Below are 21,688 nucleotides of genomic sequence, written 5' to 3' on the forward strand. Positions count from 1 at the left end.
GCACGATCTGCCGCGGCTGCTTTCGAGAGCCGCCGCGAAGGCGGGCGTGGACAGCTCCGAGTGGCAGATCCAGAAGAAGGGCGACGAGGTCCTCGCCCTCGCGCCGCTCGACGGATCCGCGTCCCGCCTCGTCGACAACTACATCAGGCATCTCGTTTTCGAGTTGGCCCAATTCAATGAAATCCGGGTCGCGCACGCAAGGATGAGGCTGCGCGCCGCCATCCACCAGGGTCTCGCGGAGCACGCCGACAACGGCTTCGCGGGGCGAACGGTCGTCGAGACCTGCCGGTTGCTCAATTCGACCGTCGCCCATGTGGCCCTGAAGGCGGCCGACGACGCCAATCTCGCCCTGCTGCTCTCCGATCGCGTCTACAACGAGTGGATCCTCGGCGGCCACACCACGCTGGTCCCCGCGGTCTTCCGCGAGGTGGCCGTCGAGGAGAAGGAGTACGCGGCGAGCGCCTGGCTCTGGGTGCCGGGCGGCAGCGCCCACCGGCTCGACCTCGGCCCTGGCCCGGCCTCCCCGCCCGCCCCCGGGCGGGGAGCCGCGCACGGCGCCGAGCCCCAGGGGCGGACCACCGTGCACGGCGAGCAGGTGAGCGTGACCTCGTTCAACGCCCCGGTCGACCTCCGCGGCGGCGTCATCGGCTTCGGCGGCGGCCATGGCTGACGAGAGGGAGCCCGACCCGGTCGACCCGCCCGCCGACGGCGCCCACGGCGGCGGCCCCAGGCGACCCCCGCCCCCCGCCGACGCGTTGACGCCGGACGGCGACGACGAGGGGACCGCCCCGCCGGAGGGAGACGCCTCCGAGGGGCACCAGCCCTCCGACGGGCCACCGCGCCCCGACGAGGGCGACGAGGGCGACGAGGACAGGGAGGGCTACGACGAGCTCCGCCGCGCCTACGGTCAGCGCGTCTACAACTACTTCAACGCGGACGTGCACGCCTCGGGCGCCACCTTCGGCTTCGGCCCGGCCACCGCCACGCACGGCCTCACCCCGGGCAGGGTGAAGCGGGACCGGATCGACGCGACGCTGCGCCACTACCTCCCACCCGAGCCGCAGTACGACGAGGCGATGGACAAGCTCCGCTCGGAGCACATCGTGGTGCTGATCGGGGAGGACGGCTGCGGGCGCCGCGCCGGCGCGCTGGCCCTGCTCAGGGAACTGCTCGGCGGCCACGTCGAGTTCCGCAGCCTGGCCCCCGCGGACTCCCTGCCGTCGCTCTGGGAGCCGGGGTCCCTCGACACGGACCGCGGATACGCGCTCTTCGACTACCTGGGCGAGCTGCGCCTCGACGCGGCTCAGGAGTTCCAGATGCGGCGGCTGAGCGAGGAGCTCAAGCAGCGGCGCTCCTACCTGGTGATCACGGCCTCGCCAGGCACCTCGCGCCGACTGGCCCTGCGGGAGTTCTGTGTGCCCTGGCGGGCCCCCGATCCCCTGGGCCTCTTCGACCACTGCGTCGCGGAGTCGGCCGCGTCGCCCCTCACCCCCGAGCAGGAGGACGACCTCCGCGACCACGTCAAGGAGTTGCGCAGCCCCGGGGCCGTCGTCGCGGTGGCCGAGGCGCTCACGCGGAGCGCGGACGCCGCCCTCGAGCTGCTGCGCGACAGCGAGAGGCAGGTCGTCCAGCAGTGGTTCGGCGACCAGCCGGGCCCGGACGACCTGCTCTCGGTGGCGGCGCTCGCGTTCGCCGAGGGCATCCCCGAGCGCACCTTCGAGAAGCTCTGCGTGAGGCTGGGCGGCCATGTCATGGACTGGGAGCGGGTCCACGACGACGCGGCGGGCGCGGGACGGACGTTCCAGCAGGCGCCGAGCACCGCGCAGAGCCGGGCCCGTTGGAAGGAGCGGGCCGCTCTGGCCCGGGTGGCCCGCCACCCGGCGCCCGGCGGTGACCAGGGCCGCGGCGAGCGCCGGATCACGTTCGTCTCCGCGCCCGTCCGCGCCCTGGTGATCACGGAGTTGCACGCGCTGTACGGGTACGGGCTCTGGTACCCGATGCGGCGCTGGCTCGGCGATCTCGCGGTCGAAGGCGACCTCGAGGTGCGCACCGAGGTGGCACGCGGCGTCGCCCTCCTCGCCCGCGACGCGCTCGATGACGTTGAAGAGAACCTGCTCAACGTCTGGGCGGACGGCCTCAGCAACGAGCGGGTGACCGCCACACTCGCCCTCGAGTTCATGTGCCGCGACGAGCGACTCGCGCCGCAGGCCCTGGGCATGGCACTCCGGTGGGCCTGGAACGCCGGGCAGAACAGGGCCATCACGGCCGCCATGGTCCTTTCCGGTGAACTGGCCTCGATCTACCGGATGGAGGCGCTCGACTGGCTCTGGTTCCTCACCGAGCGGGGCGAGCGTGTGGCCGTCGCAGCGCGGCGGTCCCTGATCCTGCTCCTGACCACGGCGGAGCGGCAGCCCGACCTCACGCTGTGCATCCTCCGCTACGTCCGCACGCGCCTCGCCCGCGCCGGGAACGCCAGGGCTCGTGCCGACGCGCTGGCGATCGCCGTCCGGATGCTGGGGACGGAGCGGCTGCACTCGCCCGAGCCGCTGGCCGCGCACCTGCTCCGGACCATGCCGGACTCCGCCCGCCACCTCGGGGCGCTGTGGACCCGCGCCCTGCTCAGCAGGCACCGGCGCTCGGCACTCGGCGCGCTCTTCCGCACGATCGCGGCCCTCAAGGACGACCCGGCGGCCACGTCACGCGTCCGCGCGCTCGGCGAGGCCATGCGGGCCGGGATGAACGCCGTTCAGTGGTCGGCCCTCAGGCGCGACCTGCCGAACGCGCTGCGGATCCCCGAGTACGCCGACCACGACCTCCATCGGCTCGTCGGTGAGCTGATCGGACAGATCCGGCCGATGTCCGGCCGGGCAACACTCGCGAGGAGAATGAGCAGTTGAACTACCCAGTAGTGGCCGAGCACGCGCTGAGCCCCGTCCAGCGGAGCTGGTGGTCACGCCGCCAGCAGCGCACGGACATGCCCGCGCTGCCGCCCGGCGCCGTCTATGTCCTCATGGTGGGTGGGCAGTACCGCGCCTACCCCCACGGGGCGCAGTTCGACCCGGCGCACGCCGACGTGGTCGACGCGTCGTCGGTCAGCCTGGTGGACATCAGGACCCGGATGGTCGAGGTCGAGCGCACGGTGCCGTCCGTCAGCGCGGCCGACGCGTTCACCATTCGCGCCTCCTTCACCTGCCAGGTCACCGACCCCACGGCCGTCGCGCGGCACGGGATCACCGACGTGTGCGTTCCCCTGCGGTCCTACCTGGCCGCGGACAGCGAGCTGCCGCGGATGAGCGCGGGGCACAGGATCGAGGAGGTCAACGCGGTGCGCGCGCAGGTGACCCATCGGATGACCGCCTACAGCGCGGTCGTGGCGCCGCGCGTTCCCGGCATGACCGTGGAGTTCGTCGGGATCGAGGTGCTCACCCCCGACGACCTGAGCGCCTGGGAGCGCAGGGTCAGGGACGAGCACAGGGAGCAGGAGCTCGAGCAGGCGCGCCGCGCGTTCGAGCGGGACGGCGTCCTCAGCCTCGCGGACCTGCTCGCGCAGGGGTCGAACGTCGCCGATGCCCTGGGGCTCTCCCGCGACCGGATCGACATCCAGGACATCGCCGCGCGGATCGACCACGTGGAGCGGGAGGAGAGGGACCGGCGGCACAAGGCCGAGGACGAGGACAAGGCGCGCGCGCACGCCTTGGAGCTCGAGGAGAAGATCACGCACAACAAGCTGCTGCTCGCGATCATGCAGCGGGTCGGCACGTCGGGCGACTATGTCGACTACGGCATGATGCTCCAGCAGCTCCTCAACCACCAGGGGAGCCAATCCCTTTCGCCCCCCGACGCCAAGGCGGTCGGGCCGGGCGCGGGCGGAGAGCGGCGCGGTGGCGGCGAGCCGCACGGCGACTTCATCAAGGACGAGGACGACCTCGTTGACTGACGTGCTGAAACCGCCGGACGGCTTCGGCCCGCCCGAGGAAGGCCCTTCCCCCTCCCGACTCGACCCGGGCCGTCGGCTCCGGGTGCTCACCGGCGTGGACGAGTCCCTGCTCGCCTGGGTCTGGCACGAACGCGGCAAGTACACGGCGCTCGGCGGCGTGGTGCTCGGCACCGCGGTCATCGCGGGGTTCTCCATGTGGAACTTCGCCAACCAGGCGCTCGGCCGGGCCTCCGTCCTCTCGCTGCTGCCCGCGGCCATGTGGACGCTGTTCGTCCTGAACCTCGACCGCTGGCTGATCACGCCGCAGCCCAACGTCAAGCGGCGCCTCTCACCGCTCCTGACGCGCCTGCTCGTGGCCGTCGTGCTCGGCGTCGTGGTGGCCGAGCCGCTGGTGCTGCGGATCTTCCAGTCCGCCGTGGAGGAGCACGTCAGGGACGAGCGGAACGACACGGTCGACGCCCTGCGTGCCGACCTGCTCCGCTGCAACCCCGATCCGTCGGAGGGTGGGACCCGGCCCGAGGACTGCGGCTCCTTCCTGCTCTCCTTCGACGCCACCCCCGCCTCGCTCGCCGCCGAGCTGACGACGCTCCGCGCGGACGCGGGCGAGCTCCGGGAGCGCGTCGACGAGGACACCCGGCACCTGGAGGCCCTGGACGCGGACGTCAGGGACGAGTGCAGGCGGCTGATCAGGAACGCCGCGACCGGCTACCTGGAGCGCACCTCCGAGTGCCTCAGGCTGCGGGAGAACGCGAGCGAGTACCGCGCCACCCACAGGACCGAGGAGAACGAGACGAGGCTGGCGGGGATGAACGCCCGCATCGCCGAGATCGAGGCCGACCTCACGTCGTCGCGCGGCGACTACCTGGCGGCGAGGGACGCCGCGGTCGAACAGCGCGTCTCCGATGAGCGCGACCAGCAGCGGGAGATCGGCGTGCTGGAGCGGATCGCCGCGCTGCACGAGCTGACGGGGCGCGACACGGTGCTCCTGATCGGCGTCTGGATGGTGCGGCTGCTGTTCGTCTTCGTCGATGTCCTGCCCGTCCTGGTGAAGTTCCTGAACGGGGAGAGCAGTTACGACCGGCTGCTGGCGGCCAGGACCAACGGCGCCCTGCGGATCCACGATGAGGCGGTGCGGACGGTCGAGCGGAGGGCCGTGGTCGAGCTGGAGATCGACCACGAGGTGATCGAGCAGGGACTGCTCCGGCGCAAGGCCGAGATCGACGCCGACCGCCGTGAGCACGTGGCCGCGATGAACATCCGTGTCAGCCAGGCCGTGAGCGCCTTGCAGGAGGAGCTGGCGCGCACATCGGTGAGGTGACCCCCGGGTCGCCGCCCCGCGTCCGCCCTCATGGCGCGGACGCGGGGCGGCGGGCGGAGGGGACGAGGTGGAGAGGGGAAGCACGTGCACGGATGCGATGGAGACGACACGTCGGCCCACGACAGGGAGCTCGCCAGGCTGCTGGTGAGCGAGACACGCGAGGAAGTGCTCAAGGCGGACCAGAAGGCCAGCCTCATGCTCTCGGCCCTCGGCCTCATGCTGGTCGCCCTGATCGGGGCGGTCACCAGCGACGGAATATCGCCCGAACGGTACGCCTTCCCGCCGCAGGCCCTCTTCTGGACGGGGTGTGCCGCGTGGATACCGTCGCTCGTGACCCTCGGGGTCGCGCTGTTGCCGAGGACGGGCCTGCCGCGGGCCGGGCGCGCCCACTACTTCGAGGACGTGGCCGCCATGCCCTCCCTCACGGGTCTCGGCACCATCGTGCGCCGGACCGACCCGCTGGAGAGGGACGTCAGCCAGCTCGCCGCACTCTCCCGGCTGGTCTCGGTCAAGTACCGCTGCATCCGCCGGGGGATGGTCTGGAGCGGCGTCTTCCTCGTCCTCACCCCGCTCGGCGTCCTGCTCGGATCGGCGGGCTGAGCACCACCCCGTCCGCGCCGCCGAAGGGCAACGCCCCCTGTCTCAGGGGGCGTTGCCTTTGTGGTGGACGTGCAGGTCGCCCTGGGTCACGGCGTAGATCGTCGCGTTGTCCGAGGCCGTGTTCGTCTGGGTGGCGGGCTCGGGGTCGGGGCGTCGGGTCTCGACGCGGTTGTCGTTTCCCGCGATCACGGGTCCATGGGCGTCGCCGCCGATGTGGATCTCCGCGTGGCCGCCCGGCGTCTCTGCCATGGCGCGTCCTCCTTCTCCGTCGCGGCCTTCTCCGTCACAACGGGTCGTCCTGGCGGGTCAGCGTCGCCGTGCACTGGATCTCGCACGGGGGCTGGCCCGGTGGGCTGGCGACCTCGACCTCGGCGGTGGCTCCGTCGGACGCCAGGTCGAGGGTGACCTCTCCCTCGCCGAGCGAGGCGCATGTCGAGAGGTCGTACCACGGCTGCATGCCGGTGAAACGGCCCTCGCCGCCGGTGAGTTGAAAGCTGGTGAGACCGCAGACCGCGTTGTCGGACGCCACCGAGTACGTGTCCTGGCCGTCGGCGCTGATCTCCCACACGCCGCCCGTGTCCATCACCCAGGTGCCCGCGAGGCCGGTGCTCTCGGGCTCCGGATCGGAGTCGCCGGTCAGCGCCATGACGCCGATGGCCGCGGCGACGACCGTGGCGAGCACGCCGCCGACGATCACGGAGGCCAACGCCCCGCTCAGCGCCGAGCCCCCGGCACCCGCCGTGCCCGCGCCGACGGCCGCCTGCGCGCCGCTCGCCGCGCCGTCGCCCGCCCAGCTCGTCCAGGGGCCGACGTCCGGCGTTCCGATGTCAGGGGGCCCGAACTCGGGTGCGGGGGGCGCCGGTTGGACGCCGCCCCAGGGGTCAGGGGGCACCGGGGGCTCGGCCGGGGTGTAGCCGTTGTCCGCCATGTAGGACACCACGTCGACGTCCTGTGCGGGCACCTCGGGAGAGGGAACCTCGGGCAACGGCGCCTCCGGGACCGGCACTTCGGGCAACGGGACCTCGGGAGCCAGGGCCTCGGGCGCCGGGACCTCCGCGGCTTCGCCGCCCCCGCCGCCGCCCTTCAGCAGCTCGCGGCCCAGCCACGCCGCCTCCGCCACCAGCACCGCCGAGACGACGCGGCGGCCGATCAGCAGCGCGCGAACGCCCTCCTCGCGCAGGAAGAACGCCTCGGCGCGCCGGTCGCCCGAGCGGCGCGCCGCCACCCAGCCGCGGCCGAGCAGCCGACCCCACGCGCCGAGGCGCAGCGAGCGGGCCAGGGCCGCGGACGACGCCCGCGCGACGCCCACGGCGAGGTCGGATCGCCCGGCGCGCTCGGCCAGCTCGGCGGCCCGCTCCAGGACCCGCGCCTGGGCCGCGACCTCGGCGGGCGCCGTTCCTCGGTCGGCCGCCCACGCGGTCAGGTACGCGCACAGCCGGTCGACCGGGAAGGGCCTCGACAGGCGTGCGCGCACGGCCCGTTCGGCGTCCGCGGTGCAGCGGTAGCCGCGTTCCGTGGCCAGCAGGAGGCCGAGCCCGCTCAGCCGTTCGCACATGCCCGCGGCGTCCGGGACATCGGCGAGCGCGCCGATGTGCGCCGGGGCCAACTCCGCGTCGCCCAGGGTCGCCAGGAGCCGCAGCACGCCCATCACCCCGGCGTCCGCGCCGACATGGTCGAGCAGCGAGGGCAGCAGCGCGGGAACGTCCCCCGGCCTCGGCAGCCACGCCCCGCCGTCGGGGCCGAACCGCGTCAACGCCGCCGCGCGCAGCAGCGGAAGCGGCTGACCGGCCGCCGCCCGCCACAGCGCGACGGCCGCCCCGACCTCGCCGTCCCGCAGCGGGCGGCGCAGCTCGCGCGCCAACAGCTCGAGCGCGGCGGCCTGTTCGAGGCCCGCGATCTCCCACGCGGTGCCGTCGTTCCCCAACGAGCGTGCCGAGCTGGCCAGGACGAACGTCGCGTCGGGCACCGCGTCGAGCAGCTCGAGGAGTTGGGCGGGCGAGAAGTCGGCGTTGTCGACGTAGACGGTCACCCGCACGCCCGCCATCAGGCGCCGCAACTCGCCGCGCGCCGGGGCGTATCCGGGGGCGTCGTAGCACGCCTCGAAGATCTCCTGGGCGAGGTCGCCGACGTCGCCGTGCGTCGGGGCGAGGAACACCACGCCGTCGGGCCCGGGTTCGAGCAGCCACGCGGCGTGCCGCAGCAGCGTCGACTTGCCGACCCCGGCCGCGCCCCACACCTGGACGGGCCCGCCGCCCCTGATGGCCGCGGCGAGCGCCGCGACGTCCGCGTCGCGGCCGATCGGCGTCCGCTGCCGCCGGGGCAGCAGGCCGACGTGATCCCTGCGCACCGGGCGTGGCCGTTCGGGCCCCACCAGAACGGTCACGATCGAGCCGTTCCTGGCATCGACGATCACATTGTGATCGCCCGCTATCACCGGTCCTTCGGCGTCGCCTTCGACGTCGATCCGCCGTCCCGATGCATCGGATCCATCCGTTCCACCCGCTGCGGCCGTTCCGGCCGTTCCGTCCCCCGCTGTCATCGCAACCCCCCGTCACGCGTGCGAAAACGGCGGCCGCCCGCGGCGGCGCGCCAGCGGTCACGCTAGCAACGCGCCGGGGCGGGGAAACCGTCTTTCGACTGGTTCGACGGAACCGATCCGGCCACGCTCACGCGAACGCGATCCGCGACAGATGCGCGAGATCCTCGATCCTGACGGACCGGTAACCGGTCGAGACCACACCCGTCTCGCGCAGCCTGCGCAACGCCTTGTGCACGGTCGGCTCGGCCGCGCCCGACAGGGTGGCGAGCTCGGGCTGGGTGATCGGCCAGCGGATGACGGCGCCTTGGCCGACGCGTTCGCCGTAGGTCATCGCGATCTGGTGCAGCACGCGGGCCAGGCGGGTGGCGGCGTCGCAGCCGGTGAAGTCGACGCGGTGCGCGGTGGCGGCGCGCAGCTTGGCGACGATGGACTCGTCCACGGCCTGGGCGACCTCGGGGTGGCGGCGCACGCAGTCGAGGAACGCGCCGCGCGTCGCCATGCGCGCGACCACGGGGCCGCACGTCGTGACGGTCGCGGACCGCGGCCGCCCGTCCACCGCGGCCAGCTCGCCCACCAGGTCGCCGCCCATCCGGACGGCCAGCAGGGCGTCGCGGTGGTCATGGGTGCGCCCCGTCACCTTGACCACGCCGTCGAGCAGGAGGAGGACGAACGTGCTGTGCTCCGCCTCGCGCATCAGCACGCGGTCGGCGGGGTAGCGCGCCCGCGCGCCGAGCTGGAGGAGGTGCTCGCGCGCCCGCGGGCCGAGGCCACCGAGCAGGCTAGCCCCGGGCCAGGGCCACACGTCGCGCGGGCGCCGGGCGTGCGCTCTCGCGCTCACGCCCGCGTTCGCTCCCCCGTTCACGCCCCCGTTCGCGCTCCGGCCGCCGTCGGCCGTGTCGTTGCCCGCCATGGCGACCAGTATCCAGGGGAATCCCGCCGGATCCCGTAGGACGACGGGATCTCGGCCGCGCGCGGGCGGCACGGTGGAGGAGCGCACCGCGCGGCAGATCGCGGTGGGGCGCGGGGATGTCCACCGCCGGCGCGGGGGATCGGCGGACACTGGACACCCTGGCCCCACCGCATCCGAGGAGAGTCATATGAGCTGGCACGAACGGGAGCACGAACGGGAGTTGGAGTACCGGGCCGTCCTCGCGGTCGACATCGAGCGCTCGGCGGGGCGCGGCAACACCGCCCTCTTCGCGATCCGCGACGTGCTCGCGGCGGCGCTGCGTGAGGCGTTGGAGGAGAGCGGGATCGCCTGGGACGCCTGCCTGCGCCACGACCTGGGCGACGGCCTGCGGGTGGTCGCGCCCGCGGGGGCGCCCAAGGCCAGGCTCGTGCACCCGCTGCTCCACGAGCTCGCGGCGCGGCTGCGCGCGCACAACGGCAGGGCGGGGGACGCCACGCGCGTCCGCGTCAGGGTCGCGCTGCACGCGGGCGACGTGCACGTGGCCGGGGACGGCGGGGTGAGCGGGTGGCCGCTCGAGGTGCTGGCGCGGCTGCTCGACGCCGCCCCGGCGCGGCGGGCGCTGGCCGAGGCGCCCGAGGCGTTGGCCGTGGCGGCCGTGCTGTCGCGGCACTTCCACGACGAGACGGTCAGGCACGGCTACCCGGGGATCGACCCCGAGGCGTTCACCGCCTTCACCTTCACGGCGAAGGAGCACCGCGGCGAGGCGTGGCTGCACGTGCCCGGTCTGCCGGGCCAGCCGGTGACGGACGCGCGGCCACCCGAGAACGCGAACGGGGACGGGACCGGGAACGCGGCCGGGAACGCGGCGGCGCCCAAGACCGCGCCCGCGCCCGCGCACATGGTCAACAAGGCGACGGGACACGGCGTCATCTACGCCACCCAGAACGGCACACAGCACATCCACCCGGCCGGGGATCCCTGAGGGCCGGACCAACGTGAAGGGGCTTACGTGGACGAGGAACTGACCGCGCTGGCGGCGGCGGGCGCCGTGGCGCTCGTCGCGGCGATGGCCACCGACCTGTGGCAGGGGACGAGGAACGCCTTCGCCGCGCTCCTCAACCGGAGGGCCGGGCGCAGGGCGTTGGCCGCGGTCGAGGCCCAACTCGACAACAACGCCGCCCTCGTGCGGGACGCCGAGGCGCCCGCCGAGGTGCGGCGGGCGCTTCTGGCGTTCTGGACACTGGAGTTGGAGGGGCTGCTGCGCCGAGACCCGGCGTGCCGCGAGCCGTTGGACGTGCTGGTGCGCGAGGCGCGCGAGGCCGCCCGCGGCCCGCTCGCGGGCGGCGGCGAAGGCCACCGCGCGCCCGCCAGGCCGCACCTGGAGCAGACGAACACCGCCAGGGACTCGGGGACGGTGTTCGCCGTCCAGGGCGGCGACCAGCCGATCGGCGGCGGGGGCGGGGGCGGGGGCGAGGCGGACGCGCGGCGGTGACCCGGGGCGTCAGCCCAGCAGCTCGGGCCGTTGCCACTTCTCGCCGAGCAGGTGCTGGGCGAGAAACGCAAAGACCGTTTCGTACCAGATCTTGGCGTGGTTCGGGGTCAGAACCCAGTGGTTCTCGTCCGGGAAGTACAGGAACTTGTGCGGAATCGACCCGTCCGCGGCGCCGTCCTTGGACTGGAGGTCGGCCCACAGGCGCAGCGCCTCGCCGAACGGGACGCGATAGTCCTTGTCGCCGTGGATGACGAGCAGCGGCGTGCTGATGTCGTCGAGGAAGAGGTGCGGCGAGTTGGCCGCCGCGATCTCGGGCGTGAACTCCCGCGCGAAGCCGTACGCGTAGTCGCTCACGCGCACCGAGTGCTCGAGCGTCCACAGGGACGCGTGGGTGACGATCGCGCCGAAGCGGTCGGTGTGCCCGGCGATCCAGTTGGCCATGTAGCCGCCGTACGAGCCGCCCATCGCGCCGACCCGGCTCGCGTCGATGTCGGGCCGCCGCTCCGTGGCGTCCGTGATGGCCATGAGGTCGGTGTAGGGCGCGCCGCCCCACTCGCCCCAGCCGCGCCGCACGAAGTCGATGCCGTAGCCGGTGGACAGGGCCGGGTCGGGCTGGAGGACGGCGTAGCCCTTGGCGACCGCGAGCCACTGGTTCCAGCGCCAGGACCAGGCGTTGGACGACATCACCGGGCCGCCGTGAACCCACAGGAGCAGCGGCGCGGGCCGGTCGGCCGACGCGCCGTCGGGCAGCGAGAGCCACGCGCGCACGGGGGTGCCGTCCTCGGCGGTGGTGGTCACCTCGGTCAGCGTGCCGGGCAGCGTCGAGGGGCGGCCCAACGCCTCGGCGGGCCCGGGCAGTCGCTGATACGCGCCCGTGCCGTCGAGCGGGACGCGCACCGGCGCGGGCGGGGCGTCCATGGCGGAGCGCAGCGCGTAGACCCAGCGCCCGTCGGGCGACACACGCGGGTCGTCGTACGCCCCGTCGTCCGGGGTGAGCCGCGTGACCTCGCCGCTCGCCGCGTCCACGCGCCACAGCGGCGAACGCCCGCCGTCGTGGGCGGACAGCACGAGCGCCGAGCCGTCGGGCGTCCAGGCGGGCGTGTGCGGGAAACGGTCCCACTCGGCCGTGAGGTGCCGCGCCTCGCCGCCCGCGACGGGCACCAGCACGAGCCAGACGTCGCCGGGGTCGTCGGCCGTGAAGCGGCGGACGACCGTGACCGCGAGCAGGGTGCCGTCGGGCGAGAAACGGGGCGCGCCTCTGACGTCGAGCGCCGGGTCGTCGAGCAGCGTGCGGCGCGCGCCGGTCGCCACGTCGATGGCCACGAGGGTGAACCGCTGCGACCCGTTCCGTTCGGGAACCACCCACGCGGCGGCGGCCACCCCGCCATCGGGGGAGAGGGCCCAGCCGCCGTCCTCGTGCAGCGCGCGGCCGACGTGTCCCGTGAGGTCGCGCGGCGACAGCAGGGCCGCCTCGGCCACGTCCGCCTCCCCCAAGTCCGCGTCCCCGCCCGGTAGTTCGGCGGTGAGCAGGCGCGTGGCGGCCGGGCCGAGGTCGTGGTCCCAGAGCCTGACCTGGGGGTCCTCGTGCAGGATCGCGGTGACCTTGGCCTTCTTCCTGCTCTCGCGCAGCTCGGCGTCGTGCTCGAGGTCATCGGCCGACGGCAGCAACGCCGCGCCCACGAGCAGCGCTCCCGAGTCGCTGACCACCGCGTTCCGCACGCCGCCCGCGGGCGCGACCAGGACGCGGGCGTCGCCGCCGCCCGCCGGCTGCACCCACAGCGCGGGCGCTTCCCGGTCGTCCGACGCGCCGGGCTCGGGCCGCGCCGAGACGAACAGCAGGTCGTTGCCCGGCGTGAACACGGGCCCCGACGCGCCCTTGTCGCCCCGGGTCAGCCGCCTGGCGGGGCGCTCCCCCGCCGGGTCGACCTCCCACAGCGCGGACACGTAACGGGTGCGGTCGGAGGAGAGCGTGGCGGCGGAGACCACCAGGCGCCGGCCGTCGCGGGACAGGGCGAGGCCCTCCACGCGGGGCAGGTCCACATAGGCGTCGAGATCGTGGAACGGGGTCGCGGACTCGGGCTCCTGACTGGGGCGTGTCGTCATTCGGCCTTCCTATCATCGCGACGCGGCGCGGCACCCGTGGTTATCCGGGCTTGAAATTGACGTGGACGTCACGTTTTAACGTCGGGGCACCTTCCCCAGAAGGCACGGCGGATCGCCCGGCAGAACGCCCGGCGGAACGCACCGCCGACCGAGTCAGGAGCGCCGCATGTCCCACGCCGCCACCCACCACCGCGAGGTGCGCCTCGCCGCCCGCCCCCAAGGCCCCCTGAACGAAGGGCACTTCGAGATCGCGACCGTCCCTGTGCCCGAGCCGGGCCCCGGGCAGGCGCTCGTCAGAAACCGGCTGATGGCCGTCTACGCCTCCATGCGCACCCTGATGAACGAGGAGCCCGGGCTCCCCATGCCGCGCTTCGCGCTGGGCGAGCCGCTGCACGGGCTGGCCATCGGCGAGGTGGTCGACGCGCCGGGGGCGCCCGCGGGGAGCGGCCTCGTGCCGGGGGCGCTCGTCCAACACCGCCGTGGCTGGCGCGAGTTCGCGGTGGTCGAGGCGGCCGACGCGCTGCCCGTCGCCGATGGCCCCCACGACGACCCCGCCGCGTATCTGTCGATGGGCCCCACCGCGTGGATCGGCGTGACGGCGGGGGCCGAAGTCCGCGCGGGCGACACGGTGTTCGTCTCCGCCGCGGCGGGCTCCGTCGGCTCGTTCGCGGGGCAGCTCGCCCGGCTCCGCGGCGCCGAGCGGGTGATCGGCAGCACGAGTTCGGCCGCCAAGGGCGAGATCCTGGTGCGGGAGCTCGGCTATGACGCGGCCGTCCTGCGCGGCGCGGGCCCGATCGAGGACCAGCTCAGGGCCGCGGCGCCCGAGGGCATCGACGCCGTGCTCGACCTGGTCGGCGGCGAACAGCTGTGCGCCGCCCTGGCGTTGGCCAACCGGCGCGCGCGGGTCGCGCTGCTCGGCGCGATGTCGGGCCAGGCGTCGGGCGGCACCACCGCGCCCGTCGAGCTCGACACCTTCGACCTGATCTCGCGCGGCATCGTGATCCGCGGCATGCCGGGCCTCGACCACGCGCACCTGGTGCCCGAGGCCCACCGGGAGATCGGGCGCGGGCTGCGGGACGGCACGCTCACGTTCCCGCACGCCAGGCTCAAGGGAATCGAGCGGGCGCCCCAGGCGTTGAACGAGCTGCTCGAGGGCCGCCATGTCGGCTCGGTGCTGGTGGAGTTGTGACCCGGGAGACGCGAGGCGGGGGCGGGCGATGCGGATCGGGGACGCCGCCGCGGCGGCCGGGCTGACCACACGGGCCGTGCGGTACTACGAGGAGTGCGGCCTGCTCTCCGCGGACCGACTCCCCTCGGGCCACCGCAGATACGACGCGGGACACGTGCAACGGCTCCGCGCCATACGGGACTTGCTCGCCGTCGGCCTGACCGTCCAGGACGTGGCCACCCTGGTGCACTCGCTCGACCGGCTGCCGCCCGAGGCGCGCGGCGACCTCGCCAGGGCCACCGACGCCCAGCGCGAGACCTGCGGCCTGCCCGCCTCGGTCATCCGCCGCCGCCTCGACGACCTCGACGACCGCATCGAACGCCTGACCACGCTGCGCGACGCGCTGGCCGAGCGCGTCGGCGAGCCCCTGCGGCGGCTCACGGCCGGATACGCGGACGCGGGCTGACCGGTCGGCCCTGGGCGGGGTCCGCCACACTTGACCCCGTGACCGACGACCCCCTGACCGACGACGCGGACCGGGCGGAGACGCGCAACGACTTCTCGGGGGAGGCGTCCACCGTCATCCAGGTGGGCGCCGTCCAGGGCGACATCGTGCTGCCGCGGCCCGCCACCGCGGCGCCGCCCGCGATGGCGCCGCCGCCACCGTTCGGCTTCGTGCCACGACCGGAGTTGGGCCGTGAGATCGTCAACGCCCTTCCCGGGCCCGTGGCGTTGTGCGGCCCCGGCGGCTACGGCAAGACGTCGCTCGCCAGTTGGGCGTGCCGCGACCCCGAGATCGGCGCGCGCTTCCCCGGCGGCGTGCTCTGGGTCGAGCTCGGCCAACGCCCCACCGCCGCGCGGATCGTCTCGTCCCTGGCCCAACTCGCCGCCGTGCTCAGCGGATCCGCCCCCGCCCCCTACGCGGACGTGCCCGCCGCCGCGCAGGCGTTCCGCTCCGCGCTCGGGGACCGGCGGGCCCTGCTCGTCGTCGACGACGTGTGGTCGGCGGCCGACCTGCGCCCGTTCCTCGACGCCACCCCGCTGCTCGCCACCACGCGCCGCACGGGCCTGCTCGGCGACCTGGGGACGGAGATCCGCGTCGACGACATGACCGAGGCGGAGGCCACCGCGGTGCTCGGCGACGGCGCCGACGTCGCGCCGCTGCTGCGCAGGGTGGGCCGCTGGCCGCTGGCGCTCGGGCTGCTCTCCGGCATCCTGCGGAGCCTGGTGCACGGCCAGGGCATGAGCGCGGACGACGCGGTCACCGCGCTGCTCGACGAGCTGGCGGGGCACGGCATCACGGCGCTCGACGAGCTGTCCGACGCCGACTCGCACCGCGGCATCACCCGCACCCTGGAGCTGAGCCTGGCGGACCTGCCGGACGACTCACGCCGACGCCTCGTCTCGCTGGCCGCGTTCCCCGCGGGTGAGGCCGTTCCGCACCGGGTGCTGCGGCGGCTGTGGGGCCTGAGCGACCTGCGCACGCGCCTCGAGGCCGAACGCCTCACCAGCCGCTCCCTGGTCACCGGCGGCGACGGGCGAGGGCCGCGCCTGCACGACGTCACGCGCGAGGCGCTGCGCCGCAGGGAGCCAGGGCGGCCCGCCGAGGTCAGCGCCCAGCTGCTCGACGCGCTGCGCCCCGCGGGCGGCTGGCACGAACTCCCCGACGAGGAACGCCCGTTCCTCGCCACCCTCGCGTTCCATCTGCGCCAGGCGGGGCGCGCCGACGAGCTGGCCGCGCTGCTCCGCGCGTCACGCTTCCTCGCCCTCCGCATCGCCGCGTCGGGGCCCGCGGCGGTGGAGGCCGACCTGGGCATGGGCGACGACGCGTACGCGCGCGAGCTGGGCGGGCTGCTGCGCCGCGAGGGCCATCTCCTCACCGGCGGCCTCGCCGCGCACGACATCGAACTCACCCTGGCCACCCGCCTGTTCGGCAGCGCCTCGCCGCTGGACGAGCTGCGGGCGCGCGCGATCCCCGGCCTTGTCGCCCTGCACCCGCCCCCCGACCGCGACGACGAGGCGCTGCTCCGCTCGTTCCCCGCCCACCCCGAAGGGGCGTGCCAGGACATCGACTGGCACCCGGAGGGAGAGCTGCTCGCCACCGCGGGCTACGGCCCCCAGCTGCGGATCATCACCGCCGAAGGGCGCGTCGAGCGCTCGGTGGAGATCGAGGGCGCGGTCATCGACCGCGTCCGCTGGAGCCCGGACGGCACCCGGCTGGCCGTCGTCGGCGAACGCGACCGGGACGGCGTCGCCACCCTGTCCGTCCACGACCCGGCGACGGGCGCGCAGACCGACGCGGTGCGGCTCTCCCGCGAGCGCGGCTTCCCCGAGTCGTTCACGCCGGGGTTCCGCTGGTCCCCCGACTCCCGTGCCCTGGCGGTGCTTTCGGCCGACGGGGTGCTGCTGTGGACGCCGGGGTCCGGCGAGGAGCCGACGCTCCTGCCCGGCGGGCGCGGTGACCACAGGGCGATGCGGCGGACCCTGGACTGGCACCCGGAGCGCGGACTGCTCGTCGCCGGAACGAGCCGGTGGTACCAGAGGGCGAAGGAGATCCGGCTGTGGCGCTGGACGGATGTCCGCCGCCCGGCGCGGGAGAGCGCCCTGCCCGTCCCCGAGCTCCCCGCCCCGGCCGGGCGGGCGGACAGGCTGGCGTGGCGGCCGGGCGGCAGCACGGCCGTGCTCGGCCACCTCCTGCTCGATCCCCTCGCGGGGGAGGTCAGATGGCGGGCCGGGGCGCGGAGCGACATGGCGTCCTGGTCGCCCGAAGGGGACCGGCTGGCGATCCGCCGATGGCGGCCCGAGGCCGGACAGCTCGTGCTCTCGCTGTGGCGCGTGCCCCGGGACGCCGAGCTGGCCGAGGGCCAACTCCCGGTGCCCACGGGGGAGATCGACCTGGGCGTGGACCACAGTCGACAGGACTCGCTGGCGTGGCGGCCCGACGGCGGCGTCATCGCGACCACGACGGGCCTGCGGGTGATCAGGCTGTGGCGGCGGGACGCGCCCGGGGGCGCGAGGGGCGACGGGGGCCCGGCGGCCCTGCGCGAGGTGGCGTGGTCCCCCGACGGGGCGACGCTCCGGGTGCGCGCCCGGGACAAGAGCTGGTTCGCCGTCGACCCCGACCCACCCGAGCCCGACTGGCGGCACCGCGCGCCGCGCCGCCTCCCCGATGCCGCGGAACGGGACGAGACCACCCTGACGTTCGACGTCCCCACCAGGACCGTGGCCACGCGCGACGGGCGGATCCGCGCCGTTGCCCCCTGGTTCCAGCCGCCTCGGGTGACCGACCGGAGCGCCGGCACCACCACCGAGCTGACGACACCCGAGGGGCTGCGGCGTTGGGACAGCCTCTGCTTCACCCCGTCGGGGGACCGGTTCGTCGCCGCCGTCTCGCGCGACGACTACACGGCGCAGGGCCTTCTCCTCTGGCCGCTGACCGGCGCGGAGCGCGCGGCCCCCGCCGCGCGCTGGATGACGGGAGGGCTGCTGAGCGGCAACGCGGGGGAGAGCCCCGTGATCTCCCTCAGGAGGGTCACGGCGAGCGAGACCCATGTGGCCGTGATCGCGAGCGCGGGCCTGATCGGCCTGTTCGCCCTCCCCGACCTGCGCCCGCTGTGCTGGATCAGGACCAACGCCACGGTCGTGGACGCCGCGTTCGCCCCCGGGGGCCGCCGCCTCGCCGTGGTCGGGGACGCGGGGCTCCATGTCTTCCACGTGAGCGACGACGACCGCTTGAGGACGGAATCCGACCGCGGCCGGCCCTGACGTCGCCCGCACGGCGGCCCGCTCCTCGCCCGCGCCGACGTGAGCCGCGGCGACGCGCCGTGCGGGCGGCGTTTTCACCCGCACGATTCAAAGCACGCACTCCGTCCACAGCAAGCGCGGCCGTCATGCGCGATCATCGGCAGTTCGGATGAGATAGATGACTCGTGCTGAATCGAAGATCGCTCCTGCGAACGGGATCACTCGCGGGCGGCGCGCTGCTGCTCAACAGCGCGGGCGCGGCGCCCGCGAGGGCCATCGCCGCACCCGTCCCTCCCGTCGCCACCCGCCGGGCCGCGGCCCGCGGGGCCACGCCCCTTCCCTCCGTCGTCGACCCGCAGTATCTGTCGCCCATCGCCGATGCCCAGGCGATCCCCTACTTCGTCAACGCGCTACCCCGCCCCTCGCGCATCGAGATGCTCGACGGCGGGAGGCGCCGCATGGTGATCGGCCAGACGGCACAGGACATGATCGGCGGAGAACTCGGACTGCTCACCAAGGTGTGGGGATACGGTCAGAAAGGGCACCGGGGCAGAGGTGGTCTCCCGATCACCTCTCCCGGCCCCACGTTCGTGGCCCGCAGCCACCACCCCCTCGAGGTCGAGTGGGCGAACGACCTGCCGTACGCGCACCTGCTCCCCGTCGACGACACGATCCACTGGGCCTTCAGCGGCTCGGAACACACCATCGAGCGGAACGGCGTCCCGACGGTCGTGCACCTGCACGGCAGCCGAAGCAGGCCGGAGAGCGACGGGCACCCCGACGCGTGGTACACACCCACGGGCGTGGGTGGCCCTCGTTACGCGGGGAACCGTTTCTCCTACCCGAACCTGCGCGGCGCGGGCACGCTCTGGTACCACGATCACACCCATGGCATCACGCGCCTCAACATCTACGCGGGCCTCACGGGCTTCTACCTGCTGCGCGACGACGCCGAGCTGGCGCTGATCGCCGAGGGCCAGCTGCCCGCCGAGCCGTACGAGGTGGAGATGATCCTCCAGGACCGGACGTTCCGGCCCGACGGGCAGCTGGCGTACCCCGACCCCACGTGGCAGCTCGGGGGGGCCTCGGGGCACCCGGAGTACTTCGGCGACGTCATCTGCGTCAACGGCAAGGCGTGGCCCTATCTGGAGGTCGAGCCGCGCCGGTACCGGTTCCGGCTGCTCAACGGCTCGAACTCGCGCATCTACCGGCTGGCCTTCGACGGCCGCTGGCCCATCCCGTTCTCCGTGATCGGCGCCGACGGCGGCTTCCTGGAGATCCCGGCCCCGCTCGAGCGTCCACTGCTGCTGTCCCCGGGCGAACGGGTCGACCTGATCGCCGACTTCTCGGGCGCCGAGGGCGGGACGTTCGATCTGACCAACAGCGCCGGGACGCCCTTCCCCTACGGCGACCCGGTCACCGAGCCCGCGAGCAGGGTCATCCAGTTCCGCGTCAACCAGCCGTTGAACGCCGCCGTGCCCGACATGGCGCCGCCGGGCGCGTTGCGCGACGCGCCCTACACGATCAGGGCGGACCCGGCGCGCACCCGCCGCCTGCTGCTCGTCGACCTGGCGCAGCTGGATGTCGAGCACGGAACGCTCACCGAGGACGGCGGGCACGGAGCCACGATGCGGCTCGGCACCGTGGAACAGGGCGGGCTCAGCTGGTCGGACCCGGTCACCGAGGATCCCGGGTTGAACGACACCGAGATCTGGGAGTTCTACAACAGCACGCTCGACACCCACACCGTTCACCTCCACCTGGTGCAGTTCCAGGTGCTCGACGAGACGCCGTACATCGCCGACACCGACGCGCACACGGGCGCGCTCTCGGACATCCATCTGGGCGAGCCGTTGGCCCCCGACCTCTCCGAGCTGGGCCCGAAGGACACCGTGCGCGTCCGGCCAGGCCATGTCGTCCGCGTCAAGGCGACGTTCGACGAGCCGGGGGACTACGTGTGGCACTGCCACCTGCTCGAGCACGAGGACCACGCGATGATGCGTCCGTTCCGGGTCTCCTGACCCCGGGTGGGCCCGCCGGGCGCGCGCGAAGCCCGGCGGGCCCCCTCGGCCCGCACCGCCCGTGTCCTCCCCATGGAAGCGCCGTGAATCGGCCACCACGCCCCGCGCACATCCTTGCCTTTGGCGTGAACGCGCCCTCATCGGATGAGCGAAGCGGCGCTACTTTGCTCGCGGGAGCGCTCCCATGACTCTTCCCGAGGAGAACCCTGTGTCCACGCAACCCACCCGCCGAAGAAGGCCATCGGCCAGAAGATTCCGCCTCCTGAGCGTCCTGGGAGCGGCCCTGCTCGCCCTCGTGATGGCGTCCCTGCCGACCCAGGCGCAGGCACACGGCGCCACGATGCTGCCGGGCTCGCGCACGTTCCTGTGCTACCTGGACCTCCAGCGGAACAGCAGCACGCAGATGCCCACCAACCCGGCCTGCGCCAACGCCGTTCGGCAGAGCGGCACCGGGCCGCTCTACAACTGGTTCGCCGTGCTCGACTCCAACGGCGGCGGCCGCACGACCGGTTACATCCCCGACGGGACGCTGTGCAGCGGCGGCAACAGGGGCCCGTTCAACTTCGCCCCCTACAACGCCGCCCGCGCCGACTGGCCGAAGACGCACCTCACCTCGGGCCGGACGATCGAGCTCCAGCACAGCAACTGGGCCCACCACCCGGGCAGGTTCGACGTCTACATCACGAGGAACGGCTGGTCCCCGACCCAGTCACTCGGCTGGGGCGACCTGGAGCGCATCAGCACCGTCACCAACCCGCCGCAGCGCGGCGGCGCGGGCTCCAACGGCGGGTACTACTACTGGAACGTCAACCTGCCGAGCCGCTCGGGCCAGCACGTCATCTACGTGCACTGGACGCGTTCCGACAGCCAGGAGAACTTCTACTCGTGCTCCGACGTCGTCTTCGACGGCGGCAACGGCGAGGTCACCTACGGCAACGGCCAGACGCTGACCGCCGATGAGGTCGCCGAGGCGGCCCTCGCGGCCGACGCCGCCCCGTCGGCCGCCCCGTCGACGGCCCAGGCCGAGCACGCGGGCCACGCCTCCCACGCCCAGCACGCCCCCGCGGCGGCGGGCACCGCGGCGCCCGCCGCGACGACGAAGGAGGCCCTGCGCGCGGGCCTCCTCAGTCTCCTCCCCTGGTAACGCGCCCCCTCGCACCACTTCGCACCACCCTCGCACTGACGAGCCCCTGTCCGGCGGGCCTCTCCCACCCCGCCGGACAGGGGCTCCGCGCTCTCAGGTGCCGATCAGGTCGACCAGGTCGTCGGCGTGCTCCTCTTCCTCCTCCAGGATCGACTCCATCAGGCGGCGCGTGGTCGGGTCGTGGTCGCCGAGCCAGCGGATGATCTCCTGGTAGGTCGAGATGACGATGCGCTCGGCCAGGAGGTTGTTCTCCAGCATGGCCTTGAGCTCGTGGTCCGCCGGGGTGGCGTAGTCGGTGTGGGCGCGCTCGGCCAGGGTCGTGGGGTCGAAGTCGGGGTCGCCGCCGAGCTGGGAGACGCGTTCGGCGGCGCGCAGCGCGTGGTCCATCTCCTCCTTGGCGTGCTCGGTGAACTCCGCCGAGACCTGTGCCCTGTCGATGCCCGTGGCGGCGATGGCGTGGCGCGTGTAGCGGAGCCAGCAGACCACCTCGGTGGCGATCACGTCGTTGAGGATGGAGATCACCCGGTCCTTGTCCACGCCGTAGGTGTCGGTCACCGGACCCTTCTCCATCCGCTGCCTCGCCTGGTCGCGGATGCGGGTGACGTCGAGCACGAAGTCGTCTGTTGTCGTCATGGCGAGGACGGTAGGCATCCCGGGCGCGTTCCACGGCGCGTGGCGCGCCGTTCGGGCCCGAGCGGGACCGAATGGCAGA

17 protein-coding genes are annotated in these 21,688 nt (G+C 74.0%); 12 read left to right on the plus strand and 5 right to left on the minus strand.

The genetic code is table 11. The features are described 5' to 3' along the window. The first annotated feature begins 46 nt into the window (after positions 1-46). The 5 genes from D7318_RS03855 to D7318_RS03875 all read left to right on the plus strand — a co-directional run bounded on the left by D7318_RS03855 (position 47) and on the right by D7318_RS03875 (position 5,855). The gene (locus D7318_RS03855; protein ID WP_230423322.1) at positions 47-670 is read left to right on the plus strand and encodes a hypothetical protein; all 624 of its coding nucleotides are present in this window, start codon (positions 47-49) and stop codon (positions 668-670) included. After that, positions 663-2,897, plus strand: coding sequence for a hypothetical protein (locus D7318_RS03860; protein WP_183091298.1), 2,235 nt, complete (start codon positions 663-665; stop codon positions 2,895-2,897). Before D7318_RS03855 ends, D7318_RS03860 begins: the two co-directional genes overlap by 8 nt. Then, a complete protein-coding gene (locus D7318_RS03865; RefSeq protein ID WP_120695700.1) occupies positions 2,894-3,937 on the plus strand; it encodes a hypothetical protein in 1,044 nt (347 codons plus the stop codon). The genes D7318_RS03860 and D7318_RS03865 overlap by 4 nt, the downstream gene beginning before the upstream one ends. Before the next feature lies 1 nt (position 3,938). After that, on the plus strand, positions 3,939-5,255 hold the full coding sequence (locus D7318_RS03870) for a DUF4407 domain-containing protein (RefSeq protein ID WP_230423378.1): 1,317 nt from the start codon (positions 3,939-3,941) through the stop codon (positions 5,253-5,255). A gap of 84 nt (positions 5,256-5,339) precedes the next feature. Beyond that, complete coding sequence (locus tag D7318_RS03875; RefSeq protein ID WP_120695409.1) at positions 5,340-5,855, plus strand: Pycsar system effector family protein; 516 nt, start codon at positions 5,340-5,342, stop codon at positions 5,853-5,855. Positions 5,856-5,897: 42 nt separating this feature from the next. Here the strand turns inward: D7318_RS03875 and D7318_RS03880 are convergent, their stop codons facing one another. From D7318_RS03880 to D7318_RS03890, 3 genes are all read right to left on the minus strand, one after another. After that, positions 5,898-6,104 carry a hypothetical protein gene (locus D7318_RS03880; RefSeq protein WP_120695410.1) on the minus strand — a complete coding sequence of 69 codons (207 nt, stop codon included), beginning with the start codon at positions 6,102-6,104 and terminating at the stop codon, positions 5,898-5,900. Positions 6,105-6,138: 34 nt separating this feature from the next. Next, on the minus strand, positions 6,139-8,238 hold the full coding sequence (locus D7318_RS03885) for an ATP-binding protein (protein ID WP_147437610.1): 2,100 nt from the start codon (positions 8,236-8,238) through the stop codon (positions 6,139-6,141). 283 nt (positions 8,239-8,521) lie between these two features. Continuing rightward, positions 8,522-9,304: a Crp/Fnr family transcriptional regulator gene (locus D7318_RS03890; RefSeq protein WP_120695412.1), complete on the minus strand. Its 783-nt coding sequence runs from the start codon at positions 9,302-9,304 to the stop codon at positions 8,522-8,524. Between the two features lie 187 nt (positions 9,305-9,491). Here D7318_RS03890 and D7318_RS03895 point away from each other — a divergent pair, with 187 nt between their 5' ends. Further along, positions 9,492-10,286 (plus strand): nucleotidyl cyclase domain-containing protein, encoded by a 795-nt coding sequence (locus tag D7318_RS03895; protein ID WP_120695413.1) that lies wholly within the window; start codon positions 9,492-9,494, stop codon positions 10,284-10,286. A gap of 27 nt (positions 10,287-10,313) precedes the next feature. Then, complete coding sequence (locus D7318_RS03900; protein WP_120695414.1) at positions 10,314-10,796, plus strand: hypothetical protein; 483 nt, start codon at positions 10,314-10,316, stop codon at positions 10,794-10,796. A gap of 9 nt (positions 10,797-10,805) precedes the next feature. On the opposite strand, the gene D7318_RS03905 is transcribed toward D7318_RS03900, so the two are convergent. Then, complete coding sequence (locus tag D7318_RS03905; protein ID WP_120695415.1) at positions 10,806-12,899, minus strand: S9 family peptidase; 2,094 nt, start codon at positions 12,897-12,899, stop codon at positions 10,806-10,808. A gap of 166 nt (positions 12,900-13,065) precedes the next feature. On the opposite strand from D7318_RS03905, the gene D7318_RS03910 reads away from it, so the two are divergent. The 5 genes from D7318_RS03910 (at position 13,066) to D7318_RS03930 (ending at position 20,976) form a co-directional block, all read left to right on the plus strand. Further along, positions 13,066-14,088: an MDR family NADP-dependent oxidoreductase gene (locus tag D7318_RS03910; protein WP_120695416.1), complete on the plus strand. Its 1,023-nt coding sequence runs from the start codon at positions 13,066-13,068 to the stop codon at positions 14,086-14,088. A 28-nt stretch (positions 14,089-14,116) separates the two neighbouring features. Continuing rightward, positions 14,117-14,533: a MerR family transcriptional regulator gene (locus D7318_RS03915; RefSeq protein WP_120695417.1), complete on the plus strand. Its 417-nt coding sequence runs from the start codon at positions 14,117-14,119 to the stop codon at positions 14,531-14,533. A 38-nt stretch (positions 14,534-14,571) separates the two neighbouring features. Beyond that, complete coding sequence (locus D7318_RS03920; protein WP_120695418.1) at positions 14,572-17,832, plus strand: NB-ARC domain-containing protein; 3,261 nt, start codon at positions 14,572-14,574, stop codon at positions 17,830-17,832. Between the two features lie 164 nt (positions 17,833-17,996). Further along, positions 17,997-19,832: a multicopper oxidase family protein gene (locus D7318_RS03925; protein WP_230423323.1), complete on the plus strand. Its 1,836-nt coding sequence runs from the start codon at positions 17,997-17,999 to the stop codon at positions 19,830-19,832. A gap of 298 nt (positions 19,833-20,130) precedes the next feature. Next, positions 20,131-20,976 (plus strand): lytic polysaccharide monooxygenase auxiliary activity family 9 protein, encoded by an 846-nt coding sequence (locus tag D7318_RS03930; protein ID WP_230423324.1) that lies wholly within the window; start codon positions 20,131-20,133, stop codon positions 20,974-20,976. 93 nt (positions 20,977-21,069) lie between these two features. Here D7318_RS03930 and D7318_RS03935 read toward each other — a convergent pair whose 3' ends face one another. Beyond that, a complete protein-coding gene (locus D7318_RS03935; RefSeq protein ID WP_113688267.1) occupies positions 21,070-21,609 on the minus strand; it encodes a ferritin-like domain-containing protein in 540 nt (179 codons plus the stop codon). Positions 21,610-21,688: the final 79 nt, after the last annotated feature.

The sequence above is a fragment of the Streptomyces radicis genome (assembly GCF_003626575.1).
GTDB lineage: Bacteria > Actinomycetota > Actinomycetes > Streptomycetales > Streptomycetaceae > Streptomyces > Streptomyces radicis.